Genomic DNA, 12,066 nt, shown 5'->3' on the forward strand with positions numbered 1-12,066 from the left:
TTGATCTCACCCACGATTGAGCACCCGCGTCGCGCCCGCCGCCGCGGCCCCGGCGAGGATCCAACCGAGCAGGATCAGCGAGTAGGCGAGCCACTGGCCGAGCCCGGTCGGCTTCCACGCGCCGTCCTGACCGAGCGTCACCACCGGCAGGAGCAGGTCGAGGGTGTACCAGAACGGGTTCCAGTGCGGCGCCTCGTCCGCCTTCAACGGGGCCGGCGGATCGGCCGCGAACACCGCCGTGCCGATCGCCACCAGCGTGACCAGCCAGCCGACGGCGCGCGCCGGCCGGTAGCCGTAGCCGATCGCCACGTCCTGCACATGGCCCCAGAGCCGGCCCGCCGGGCCCAACCCGGCGCGCCGCCGGCGCTGCTTGGCCAGCAACACGGTCCGGGCCTGCTCGTCCTCGCCCGCCGCGCGGTAGGCGGCGGCGAGCTGGTCGTAGGGCTGGGGGGTGTACTCGGCGGTGCCCCGCTCCACCCAGTCCACCCGCTGTCGCACGGTCAGCGCAGGCTCGGCGCGCAGTGTCGTGTACCGCGTGCCGGCCAGCACCAGGTCGCCGCGCGCGGGCCAGGAGCCCGGTCCGTCGGTGAGCGTGCCGAAGGTCGCGTCGGTGAGGACGATCCGTCCGCGCGGCGGCCGGACCGGCTTCATGTGCAGGTCTTGCGCGACCACCCGCGACATGGTCAACTCCTCGCCGGGATTCGCGCAGATCACCGCCCGCCCGAGCACCAGTCCGCCACCCAGGCGCGCGTCGTTGAGCCGGATCGAGCCGGTCGCGGCGAAGCCCGCGCTCAGGTGCAGCGAGTGCTCCACCGTGATCCGCCCGAGATCCATCGCCGACTCCCCCGGGCGCTCGACACTCGCCCCGTACAGCGTGACCCGCCCGCCGAACCGGCCGCCGTACAGGCTCACCTGCCCGCGGAAGACGCTGCGGTCCATCGACGAGTCCGCGCCCACATGCAGGCCGTTGGCCATCAACGCCACCCCGCGCCGGTCCGGACCGACCACGCAGTCGTCGATCCGCAGGTCGTTGTCCACACGCGAGTCCAGGATCCGCAGACCGCCCGCCACCTCGCAGCGGCACAGCGAGAGGTCGCCGTCCACCCGCATGTTGCGGCCCTGGATCTCGGTCAGCACGCAGTCGAGCAGATTCAGCGTCCGCGTGCTCGCCACGTTCAACACGATCGGGCCCTCGAAGCGGCAGCCGATCACCGAGACGTAGACGTCGAGCCGCGCGCCGCCCAATTCCAGGTCGCCCACCACCCGGGCGCCGCTCAGCCGCAGTGCGGTGGTGTGACCGGGCTCGGCCTCCGGCGGCTGGAGCAGCAGCCGGGCGAGCACTTGGGCCCGGATCGTGCGGTCCGGCCCCCACGTCGCGCCCGTGCGCGGATCGTCGTCCGCCGGCACGCCCGTGCCCAGATCCAGCCGCTCGCCGCGCCGATACGCCTCCCACAGGCGGATCTCGGTCGCACTCAGATGCCCCGGCGGTGTGCTCATCCGTGGTCCCCCGACACTGGAAGGCTGCTGCGTCCCACCCATGATCGCGCGTCTCACTGTCCGACACACGAGGACGTACGGTTCGGCGCCGTCTCTACACTGGGGCAGGTGATCTCCCGTATCGACCTGCGCGGTCCCGCCTCGCGGGCTGTCCTGGACAGCCCCGCCGCACTGCGCGACGTGTTGCCCCGAGCCGAACTCGACGTCGAGGCGGCCCTGGAGAAGGTCCGCCCCCTCTGTGAGGACGTCAGGCATCGCGGCGTCGAGGCGCTGATCGAGATCACCGAGCGCTTCGACGGTGTGCGACTGACCGACATTCGGGTGCCCGCCGAGGCGATCGCCGCGGCCCTGGACACGCTCGCGCCCAAGGTGCGCGCGGCCCTGGAGGAGTCGATCCGCCGGGCCCGCGCGGTGCACCGCGAGCAGCGCCGGCAGGACGTCGCCGTGCAGGTCGTGCCCGGCGGCACGGTCACCGAGCGGTGGGTGCCGGTCGAGCGGGTCGGGCTTTACGTACCGGGCGGCAACGCCGTCTACCCGTCGTCCGTGGTGATGAACGTGGTCCCCGCCCAGGAGGCCGGCGTCGCCTCGATGGCGGTCGCCTCGCCGCCGCAGGCCGGGTTCGGTGGGCTGCCGCACCCGACCATCCTGGCCGCGTGCGCGCTGCTCGGCGTGGACGAGGTCTACGCCGTGGGCGGGGCCCAGGCGATCGCGATGTTCGCGTACGGCGCGGGCTCGTGCGCGCCGGTGCACCTGGTCACCGGTCCCGGCAACATCTGGGTCGCCGCCGCCAAGCGGCTGCTCAAGGGCCGGATCGGGATCGACGCCGAGGCCGGGCCGACCGAGATCGCGGTGCTCGCCGACGACACCGCCGACGCCGGGCACGTCGCGGCCGACCTGATCAGCCAGGCCGAGCACGACACGCTGGCCGCGTCGATCCTGGTCACCGACTCCGAGGCGCTGGCCGACGCGGTCGTGGAGGAGTTGAAGGTGCGGGTGGACGCCACCCGGCACCGCGAGCGGGTCACCGAGGCGCTGGCCGGCCGGCAGTCCGGGATCGTGCTGGTGGACTCGGTCGACGACGGCCTCGCCGTGGTGGACGCCTACGCCGCCGAGCACCTGGAGATCCAGACCGCCGACGCGGGCGCGGTCGCCGCCCGGGTGCGCAACGCCGGCGCGATCTTCGTCGGCGCGTTCGCCCCCGTATCGCTCGGCGACTACTGCGCCGGGTCCAACCACGTGCTGCCCACCGGCGGCTGCGCCTGCCACTCCTCGGGCCTGTCCGTGCAGTCCTTCCTGCGCGGGATCCACGTCGTGGACTACTCGCGCGCGGCGCTCGCCGACGTCGCCGAGCACGTCAGCGTGCTGGCCGACGCGGAGGACCTGCCCGCGCACGGCGCGGCCGTGCGGGCCCGCTTCGCGACCGGCGAGCTGTCCGGCCTCGCGGCGTGGGAGGAGGGCGCGTGAGCGACCTGGACCGGCTGCCGATCCGCGCCGAGCTGCGCGGGCAATCGCCGTACGGCGCCCCGCAGTTGGATGTCCCGGTGCGGCTCAACACGAACGAGAACCCGTACCCGCTGCCGGCCGCGCTGGTGGCCCGGATCGCCGAGCGGGTCGCCGCCGCGGCCCGCGACCTGAACCGCTATCCGGACCGGGACGCGGTCGAACTGCGCACCGCGCTGGCCGACTACCTGTCCCGGACCGGCGGCTACCCGCTGGGCCCGGAGCGGGTCTGGGCGGCCAACGGCTCCAACGAGGTGCTGCAACAGCTGCTCCAGGCGTTCGGCGGCCCCGGGCGCACGGCGCTGGGTTTCGACCCGTCCTACTCGATGCACGCGCTGATCGCGCGCGGCACCGGCACCGGGTGGATCTCCGGCGCGCGCGGCGCCGACTACACGATCGACCTCGACGAGGCGCTGGCGCAGATCGCCGAACACCGCCCGAACGTGGTGTTCCTGTGCTCGCCGAACAACCCCACCGGCACCGCGCTCGCCGGCGACGTGGTCGAGCGGGTGTACGACGCCGCGCAGGCCGCCCGGCCGTCGCTGGTGATCGTCGACGAGGCGTACGTCGAGTTCGCGCACACCGCGTCGCTGCTGCCGCTGCTGGAGGGCCGGCCGCACCTGGTGGTGAGTCGGACCATGTCCAAGGCGTTCGGCGCGGCGGGCCTGCGGCTCGGCTACCTCGCGGCGGACGCCGCGGTGGTGGACGCGGTGCAACTGGTCCGCCTGCCGTACCACCTCTCCGCGGTCAACCAGGCCACCGCGCTGGCCTGCCTGGAGTTCGAGGACACCCTGCTGGGCTATGTGCGCGAACTCAAGGAACAGCGCGACCGGCTGGTCGAGGAACTGCGCGCGCTCGGGTGCGAGGTGACCGACTCCGACGCCAACTTCGTGCAGTTCGGCCGATTCGAGGACCCGCACGCGATCTGGGCGCGGATCCTCGAACACGGGGTGCTGGTCCGCGACAACGGGGTCCCGGGCATGCTGCGGGTGACCGCCGGCACGGACGCCGAGAACACGGCCTTCCTGGACGCGATGCGGCACGTTCTCAAAAGCGCGCGTCCGAAGGACTGAGAGAAAGTCGAAATCACCGCCATGGCAAGAACCGGTCGCGTCGAACGCGCCACGAAGGAAACCTCCGTCGAGGTCGAAATCGACCTGGACGGCTCAGGGAAGGTCGACGTCGCCACCGGCGTCGGCTTCTTCGACCACATGCTCGACCAGCTCGGCAAGCACGGCCTGTTCGACCTGACCGTCAAGACCCGGGGCGACCTGCACATCGACGCGCACCACACGATCGAGGACACCGCCCTCGCGCTCGGCGCCGCGTTCCGCCAGGCCCTCGGCGACAAGAAGGGCATCCGCCGCTTCGCGGACGCCTCCGTGCCGCTGGACGAGGCGCTGGCCCAGGTCACCGTGGACCTGTCCGGCCGGCCGTACCTGGTGCACTCCGAGCCGGAGCACATGGCGCCGATGATCGGCCCCGACTACGACACCACGCTGACCCGGCACATCCTGGAGTCGTTCGTCGCCCAGGCGCAGATCTGCCTGCACGTACACGTGCCGTACGGGCGCAACGCGCACCACATCGTCGAGGCGCAGTTCAAGGCGCTCGCCCGGGCGCTGTCGGACGCGTGCGTGCTCGACCCGCGCCGGGCCGGCGTGATCCCCTCGACGAAGGGCGCGCTGTGAGCACCGGCGCGATGGTCCTGATCGTGTTCGGGCTCTTCCTGGTCGGCGGGTGCATCTCGTTCGTCAAGCAGGGCCTGCCCAAGAGTGTGATCGCCCTGCTCGCCATCGGCGCGTTCTTCTCGATCGCGGCCGGCGTCCTGAAGATCGGATAGGCGCGTGCCCAAGAAGGTCATCGTCCTCGACTACGGATTCGGGAACGTGCGTTCGGCCGAGCGGGCGCTCGCGCACGCCGGCGCCGACGTCGAGATCAGCGCGGACCAGCACGCCGCGCTGAACGCCGACGGGCTGCTCGTGCCCGGCGTCGGCGCGTTCGCGGCGTGCATGGAGGGCCTGCGCGCGGTCCGCGGCGACACCATCGTGGACAAGCGCCTCGCCGGCGGCCGGCCGGTGCTCGGCATCTGCGTCGGCATGCAGATCCTGTTCACGCGCGGCGTCGAGCACGGGGTGGCCACCGAGGGCTGCGCCCAGTGGCCGGGCACGGTCGAGCGGCTGGCCGCCCCCGTGGTGCCGCACATGGGCTGGAACACCGTCGAGCCGCCCGCGGACAGTGTGCTCTTCCGCGACGCCGCGCCCGACACGCGCTACTACTTCGTGCACTCCTACGCGGTGCGCACGTGGGAGATGCCGGTGGTCCAGGACGGCCCGCACATCCCGCCCGGCGTCACCTGGAGCACGCACGGCACGCCGTTCGTGGCCGCCGTGGAGAACGGCGCGCTCAGCGCCACCCAGTTCCACCCGGAGAAGTCCGGCGAGGCCGGCGCGCACTTGCTGCGCAACTGGCTCGAGACGCTGTAGCCCGTGCGGCGCGCGTGCCGCGCCGCACCGCGATCGCCCCCGATCGCCCCGACCGCACCCCGCCCGAACTTCCGACCGAACTGCTGAGGATCCCAAGCGTCATGACCGAGACCCACCGCCTCGAACTGCTGCCCGCCGTCGACGTCGCCGACGGCCAGGCCGTCCGCCTGGTCAAGGGCGAGGCCGGGTCGGAGACCCCCTACGGCGACCCGCTGGCCGCCGCCTTGGCCTGGCAGAGCGCCGGCGCCGAGTGGATCCACCTGGTCGACCTGGACGCCGCGTTCGGCAAGGGCAGCAACCGCGAACTGCTCGCCGAGGTGGTCGGCAAGCTCGACGTCAAGGTCGAGCTGTCCGGCGGCATCCGCGACGACGCCTCCCTGGAGGCCGCGCTCGGCACCGGCTGCCGCCGGGTGAACCTGGGCACCGCCGCGCTGGAGACGCCGGACTGGGTGCGCTCCGCGATCGCCCGGCACGGCGACCGGATCGCGGTGGGCCTGGACGTGCGCGGCACCACGCTGGCCGGGCGCGGCTGGACCCGCGAGGGGGGCGAGCTGTTCGAGACGCTGGCCCGGTTGGACGCCGACGGCTGCGCCCGCTACGTGGTCACCGACGTGAACAAGGACGGCACCCTCGCGGGCCCGAACCTGCAACTGCTGCGCGACGTCTGCGCGGCCACCGACCGCCCGGTGGTGGCCTCGGGCGGGGTGTCCTCGCTGGCGGATCTGCGCGCCATCGCCGAACTGGTGCCGCTGGGTGTGGAAGGCTCGATCGTCGGCAAGGCGCTGTACGCCCAGGCGTTCACCCTCGAAGAGGCGTTGGAGGCGGTGTCCCGGTGACGGGAAGCGACAATTCGGCCGGGTCCGGTAGCTCGGCCGGCATCGAGCGGTACTCGTCCGGCGGCCCGTGGGAGGAGACGTTCGGCTACTCGCGCGCGGTCGCCGTCGGCGACTACGTGCACGTGTCGGGCTGTACCGCGATCGTCGAGGGCAATCTGGCCCACGAGGGCGATCCGCACCACCAGACGCTCGCCGCCTTCCGGATCGCGCTGGACGCGCTCGCGCACTTCGGGCTCGACGCGGCGGACGTGGTGCGCACCCGGATGTACATCACCCACTCGCGCGACTCGGACGACGTCGGGCGTGCGCACGGCGAACTGTTCGGCGAGGTGCGACCGGCCGCCACGATGGTCGTGGTGGCCGGGCTGATCGACTCGCGGATGCTCGTCGAGGTCGAGGTGGACGCGTACCGGGGGAGGGCGTCGTGACGTTGGCCGTACGGGTGATCCCGTGTCTGGACGTGGACGCCGGCCGGGTGGTCAAGGGTGTCAACTTCGAGAACCTGCGGGACGCGGGCGATCCGGTCGAGATGGCCCGGGTGTACGACGCCGAGGGCGCGGACGAGTTGGTCTTCCTCGACATCACCGCCTCCTCGGGCAATCGCGAGACGACGTACGACGTGGTCCGGCGCACCGCCGAGCAGGTGTTCATCCCGCTCACCGTCGGCGGCGGGGTGCGCGCGGTCGAGGACGTGGACCGGCTGCTGCGGGCCGGCGCGGACAAGGTGGGCGTGAACACCGCGGCGATCGCGCGGCCGGAGTTGATCGCCGAGATCGCCGACCGCTTCGGCTCCCAGGTGCTGGTGCTCTCGGTGGACGCGCGGCGGCGCCGCGACGGCGCGCCGGGCTTCGAGGTGACCACGCACGGCGGGCGCACCGGGACCGGCATCGACGCGGTCGCCTGGGCGGCGCGGGCGGCCGGGTTGGGCGCGGGCGAGATTCTGCTCAACTCGATGGACGCCGACGGCACCAAGGACGGCTACGACCTGGAGTTGATCCGCCTGGTCCGGGCCGAGGTGGGCATCCCGGTGATCGCCTCCGGTGGCGCGGGCGCCCTGGGTGACTTCGTCCCGGCCGTGGAGGCGGGCGCCGACGCGGTGCTCGCGGCCAGCGTGTTCCACTTCGGCATGTTGCGGATTCCGCAGGTCAAGGACGTATTGCGGGAGGCGGGGCAGCCGGTGCGCTGAGCCGCGAACCGGGCGAGGGAGCCGACCGCGGGTGCGGTCGGCTTTTTCGTGACCGAATGTGCAATTTTTATTGCGAAAGATTTATTGCGAAAGAACTCTTTCACATCTATCGTGGGGTGATGAGCGAGCAGCCTCCGCCCCGACGGATGATCAAGGACGTACAGACCCTCAAGGTGTTCACCCACCCGCTGCGGATCTCGCTGCTGCGGATGCTGCACGCCGGCGGCCCGGCCACCGCGTCGATGCTGGCCAAGCGGGTCGACGCGACCCCGGCCCTGGTCAGCTACCACGTGCGCACGCTGGCCGCGCACGGCTTCGTGGTCGAGGACCCCGAGCACGCCGAGGACGGGCGCGAGCGCTGGTGGAAGGTGGTCGAGGACCTGACCTTCTCGCTCGGCGACTTCGCCGAGGACCGGGTCGGCCGGGACCTGTCCACCGGCATCGTGCGGGTGCTCGGCTCGCAGTCCGAGGACCGCTACCGCCGGTTCCTGGACGAGGTCGAGTCGTGGGGCCCGGAATGGGCGGGCGCTGCTTTCAGCGGTGCGCCGACGCTCCGGCTGACCGCCGACGACCTGCGCGAACTGGGCGAGGAACTGCAGGAGTTGGTGGCCCGATACCGGGACCGGCAGACCCCGGGCGCGGAGCATGTCGAGGTCTACATCCGAGGTTTCCCGTACCGCATGTGAGCGCCGGGCGCCGTGCCCGCCGCCCTCGCCGTCCGCCGCCGCCCCATCGAGTACCGGAACGGGGAGCATCATGGCCGTACGCAACACCGCGACCGGAGTCGCGACCACGACGCCCCGACCCGCGCACCGCGACCCGCGCGTGCTGGCCTGGCTCGGCGCCTTCACCGCGTCGCTGATCGGCGACCAGATCTGGTTTCTGGCGCTGTCCTGGACGGCGGTACGCGGCGGCGACGGCACGCAGACCGGCCTGGTGCTGGCCGCCGGATCGTTGCCCCGGGCACTGCTGATGTTGCCCGGCGGGGCGATCGCCGACCGGTACGGGCCGCGCCGCGTGCTGATCGGCAGCGACCTGGTGCGCTGCGTGGTGATGATGATCGCGGCGTTCGCGGTGGCGGCGAGCAGTCCGACGATCTGGCTGCTGATCACGATCGCGCTGGTGTTCGGCGCGGTGGACGCGCTGTTCATGCCCGCCGTCGGGGCGCTGCCGGTGCGGCTGACCGACCGCTCGCAACTGGTCCGGGTCCAGGGCATGCGCTCGTTGTCGCAGCGGGTGGCCACCGTGGTGTCCGCGCCGATCGGCGGCGCGGTGCTCGCCTGGGGCGACGCCGAACTCGCCTTCACGCTCAACGCGGCCCTGTTCGGGCTCTCCCTCGCGCTGCTGTGGCGGCTGCGCCCGGGGCCCGCGCCCGAGCCGGAACCGGGCACCGGGGAGCCGGAATTGGGCCTGCGGGCCGGGCTGCGCCACGTGTTCGGGCACGAGTTCTTGCGCCCGCTCCTGATCACGGTCGCGCTGATGGAGCTGGGCTTCACCATCCCGATGAACGTCGGCATCGTGCTGCTCGCCGACGACGCGGGCTGGGGGCCGGGCGGGATGGGCGCGGTGCTGGGCGGGTGGGGGATCGGTGCGGCGATCGGCGCGTTGGGGCTGACCGTTGCCGGGCGGGTGCCGCGACCGGTGTTCGTGCTGCCGGTGGGGATGCTGGTGATGGCCGGCGGTCTGGTCGGCCTCGGTTACGCGCCCGGGGTCGGCGTCGCGGTGGCCTGCGCGGCGGTCCTGGGTGTGGGCACCGGCGTGGTGGGCGGGGCCGGGAGCGCGCTGGTGCAGACCACATGCGCGCCGAGTGCGCTGGGCCGGGTGACCGCGTTGCAGATGATGTTCGCGGTCGGCCTGATCCCGCTGCTGTACCCCGTCGGCGGCCTGGTCGCCACGGAGTTCGGGCCCTCGGCCGTGTTCGCCGGCGGCGGTGCGGCGATGCTCGCGGGCATCCTGGTGGCACTGGGCAGCGGACCCTTTCGGCGTCGGGCCTGACTTCGGGTCACGGAAGGATTCCGGTCGCACAACGATCATCTGACTCGAAGTCAAGTAGTTGGGCCCGGTCGAGCGCGAGGTTCACCCGATCGGGCAGGCTAGGCACATGACGATGCCGCCATCACCCGGACAGGGTGGCTACCCCGGATACGGGCAGCAGCCAGGCCAGGGTTATCCGAGCAACCAGCCGTACCCCGGGCAGCAATACCCCCAGGGCGGACAGCAGTACCCGCCGCCGCAGAACCCGTACGGCGGCGGCGGACCGCAGTATCCCGGCAACTACGGCGGCGGCGGGGGCTATGGCGGCGGCATGCCGCCGGGTCCCAACCAGGGCGGCTCCGGCAAGGGGCCGTTGATCGCCGTGGTGATCGCCGCGATCGTCGTGGTCGGCGGGATCATCGCCACCCTCGTGGTGGTCCTGGGCGGGGACGACAAGAAGAAGTCGGCGTCGCCCACGCCCGCTCCGACCACCTCGGCCGTGTCCTCGCCGAGCGCCACGCAGAGCGCGCCGCCCACGACCCGCCCGACCACCAGCCGCCCGACCGCGCCGCGCACCACCGCGTCCGGCGGCACGGACCCGACCATGCCCTCCGAGGTGCAGTACGTCGACCTGTCCAAGGGCGACTGCGTGACCCTGGACACCACCTCGGGCACCATCGACAAGAAGACGTGCACCAGCACGCACAACGGCGAGGTCATCATGACCTACGAACTGACCGGCAGCACCTACCCGGGCGAGTCGGCGATCACCGACCAGACCGAGACCAAGTGCACCCCGGCGCTGACCTCGGCGGTGAGCGGGCGCTCCGACGCCTCGCAGTTCACCTTCACCTACACCTTCCCGAAGCAGCCGGGCTGGGACATCGGTCGGCGCAAGGTGACCTGCATCGCGAAGTACAAGTCGGGGCAGACACTCACCAAGCCCCTGCGCTGACCGAGCGCTCGGCCCTTGGGGGAGGGATCGACGTGATGAGCAGTCCCGGCGGATACCCAGGCGGTGACCAGGGCGGTGGCAACCCGGGCGCCGGGGGCTACGGCAACTACGGCGGGGGAGGATACGGCGGCGGCTCCGGCGGTGGTTATCCGGGCGGCCCGGCGGGACCCCCGCCCGCGAACCCGCCTCCGTCCCCGCCCTATGACGGTCCGACGATCGGCGGCCCGCCCTATCGCGCGGGCCCGCCCTACGGAGGCGGCGGCCCGCCGTACGGCGGAGGTCCGCCCTACGGCCCGCCCACCGGGCCGCCCGCGGGGCCGCCCGGCGGCGGTCGCAGCGGTCGGGTGGTGGCGATCGTGGTGGTCGTCGCGTTGGTGATCGCCGGCGGCGTGATCGCCCTGGTGGTGAGCCTGGGCGACGACGGCAAAAGCGACAAGGCCGGCCCGACGACGAGTGCGACCCGGCCCACGAGCGCGCGGTCGAGCGAGACCGCGTCGCCCACGGACTCGCCCGAGCCGCCCACGAGCGAGCCGCCCACGAGCGGGGCGCCGGCCACGGAAGCCGCCGGCTCGCCGCCGGCGACCAACCCCAACGGCAGCGTCGCGGTCCGCAAGGTCCCGCTCAGTCCGGGCGACTGCATCTCGTTCGCGGCCGGCAGCACCGACGTGAACAAGGTCGGGTGCACCACGCCGCACGACGGGCAGCACATCGAGAACGTCGCGCTGCCGGACGGCGCGTGGCCCGGCGACGGGGCGATGGACACCAAGGCGTCGGAGGTGTGCAAGCCGATCACCGAACCTGTGATCAACCGTCAGCCCGACGCCGCGCAGTTGACCTGGCTCTACATCTATCCGAAGGAATCGGGCTGGGCCTCCGGCGATCGTGAGGTCCAGTGCCTGGTGTCCTACTCGGACGAGACCAAGAAGCTGACGGCACCCCTGCAATAGCCTTTCGGCCGCGCACGATGCGGGGCGCGCACGATGCCGGCCGCGATGCACGGTGGCCGGCCTCCGGCCCGGTTGGCCTCATGCGCCGGCCGGGCTGTTTGGCCTCATGCGCCGGCCGGGCTGTTTGGCCTCATGCGCCGGCCGGGCTGCTTGGCCTCATGCGCCGGCCGGGCTGAAGGTGGGCTTGTGCGGGCTTGGAGGTTGCGGTTGGGCGCGGGTGTTGGACGGGTCGGGTGGTCTACGGTTCATCCGGCGTTCGAGGGCGACCCGGCCCGAGGCCGGCCTCCACGTGAGCGGGGTGCGTGATGTCTGGCCGTCGGCGACGTTCGTTGCCGAACGTGGCCGGAATCCCAGCCTGTCCGGCGTTTGAGGACAACCGGGCCGGAGGCCGGTTTCCGTGTGAGTCGGGTGCGTGGTGGTCGGCCTGTGGGTGACCTTCGTTGCCGAACGCGGCCGAAAATCCGGCCTGTGCGGCGTTTGAGGACGGCTGTGCCGGCGGGCCTCCGGGGGTGCGTGATGCATAGCTGGTACCAGGCACGTATTCGAACCCTGCGGTATTCGCCGGCCGAAGGCTACGAAAGCGGACGACGCCTACCGTCCGGGGAAACCCGCCGGAGGGCGGGCTCGGTAGCTGTTCATTGTCCGCGTCGCCGTCTCTTCCCGAGACTTGATCATGGTTGTGGCC

General features: G+C 72.5%; 13 protein-coding genes. 12 read left to right on the top strand and 1 reads right to left on the bottom strand.

Annotated features, from left to right (window positions below):
* Positions 1 to 6: 6 nt before the first annotated feature.
* Positions 7 to 1,497, bottom strand: a complete 1,491-nt coding sequence (locus tag ACFXKZ_RS47220; RefSeq protein ID WP_380012785.1) for an oxidoreductase — start codon at positions 1,495 to 1,497, stop codon at positions 7 to 9.
* Positions 1,498 to 1,605: 108 nt separating this feature from the next.
* On the opposite strand from ACFXKZ_RS47220, the gene hisD reads away from it, so the two are divergent.
* The 12 genes from hisD to ACFXKZ_RS47280 all read left to right on the top strand — a co-directional run bounded on the left by hisD (position 1,606) and on the right by ACFXKZ_RS47280 (position 11,381).
* The gene (gene hisD, locus ACFXKZ_RS47225) at positions 1,606 to 2,961 is read left to right on the top strand and encodes a histidinol dehydrogenase (protein WP_380012788.1); all 1,356 of its coding nucleotides are present in this window, start codon (positions 1,606 to 1,608) and stop codon (positions 2,959 to 2,961) included.
* A complete protein-coding gene (locus tag ACFXKZ_RS47230) occupies positions 2,958 to 4,070 on the top strand; it encodes a histidinol-phosphate transaminase (protein WP_380012791.1) in 1,113 nt (370 codons plus the stop codon). The genes hisD and ACFXKZ_RS47230 overlap by 4 nt, the downstream gene beginning before the upstream one ends.
* A 21-nt stretch (positions 4,071 to 4,091) precedes the next feature.
* The gene (gene hisB / locus ACFXKZ_RS47235; protein ID WP_380012794.1) at positions 4,092 to 4,688 is read left to right on the top strand and encodes an imidazoleglycerol-phosphate dehydratase HisB; all 597 of its coding nucleotides are present in this window, start codon (positions 4,092 to 4,094) and stop codon (positions 4,686 to 4,688) included.
* Positions 4,685 to 4,840 carry a hypothetical protein gene (locus tag ACFXKZ_RS47240; protein ID WP_380012797.1) on the top strand — a complete coding sequence of 52 codons (156 nt, stop codon included), beginning with the start codon at positions 4,685 to 4,687 and terminating at the stop codon, positions 4,838 to 4,840. The genes hisB and ACFXKZ_RS47240 overlap by 4 nt, the downstream gene beginning before the upstream one ends.
* 4 nt (positions 4,841 to 4,844) lie before the next feature.
* The gene (hisH, locus tag ACFXKZ_RS47245) at positions 4,845 to 5,483 is read left to right on the top strand and encodes an imidazole glycerol phosphate synthase subunit HisH (protein ID WP_380012800.1); all 639 of its coding nucleotides are present in this window, start codon (positions 4,845 to 4,847) and stop codon (positions 5,481 to 5,483) included.
* Between the two features lie 101 nt (positions 5,484 to 5,584).
* Positions 5,585 to 6,319 carry a bifunctional 1-(5-phosphoribosyl)-5-((5-phosphoribosylamino)methylideneamino)imidazole-4-carboxamide isomerase/phosphoribosylanthranilate isomerase PriA gene (gene priA / locus ACFXKZ_RS47250; protein WP_380012803.1) on the top strand — a complete coding sequence of 245 codons (735 nt, stop codon included), beginning with the start codon at positions 5,585 to 5,587 and terminating at the stop codon, positions 6,317 to 6,319.
* Positions 6,316 to 6,747: a RidA family protein gene (locus ACFXKZ_RS47255; protein ID WP_380012806.1), complete on the top strand. Its 432-nt coding sequence runs from the start codon at positions 6,316 to 6,318 to the stop codon at positions 6,745 to 6,747. Before priA ends, ACFXKZ_RS47255 begins: the two co-directional genes overlap by 4 nt.
* Complete coding sequence (gene hisF / locus ACFXKZ_RS47260) at positions 6,744 to 7,505, top strand: imidazole glycerol phosphate synthase subunit HisF (protein WP_078977617.1); 762 nt, start codon at positions 6,744 to 6,746, stop codon at positions 7,503 to 7,505. The genes ACFXKZ_RS47255 and hisF overlap by 4 nt, the downstream gene beginning before the upstream one ends.
* A 119-nt stretch (positions 7,506 to 7,624) precedes the next feature.
* Positions 7,625 to 8,191 carry a helix-turn-helix domain-containing protein gene (locus tag ACFXKZ_RS47265; RefSeq protein WP_380012809.1) on the top strand — a complete coding sequence of 189 codons (567 nt, stop codon included), beginning with the start codon at positions 7,625 to 7,627 and terminating at the stop codon, positions 8,189 to 8,191.
* A 70-nt stretch (positions 8,192 to 8,261) separates the two neighbouring features.
* Positions 8,262 to 9,500 carry an MFS transporter gene (locus ACFXKZ_RS47270; RefSeq protein ID WP_380012812.1) on the top strand — a complete coding sequence of 413 codons (1,239 nt, stop codon included), beginning with the start codon at positions 8,262 to 8,264 and terminating at the stop codon, positions 9,498 to 9,500.
* Positions 9,501 to 9,606: 106 nt separating this feature from the next.
* Entirely contained in the window at positions 9,607 to 10,434 is an 828-nt protein-coding gene (locus tag ACFXKZ_RS47275; RefSeq protein ID WP_380012815.1) for a septum formation family protein, read from the top strand.
* 35 nt (positions 10,435 to 10,469) lie between these two features.
* Positions 10,470 to 11,381, top strand: a complete 912-nt coding sequence (locus tag ACFXKZ_RS47280; RefSeq protein ID WP_380012818.1) for a septum formation family protein — start codon at positions 10,470 to 10,472, stop codon at positions 11,379 to 11,381.
* Positions 11,382 to 12,066 lie beyond the last annotated feature (685 nt).

The organism is Embleya sp. NPDC059237 (assembly GCF_042754105.1).
Classification (GTDB): Bacteria; Actinomycetota; Actinomycetes; order Streptomycetales; family Streptomycetaceae; genus Embleya.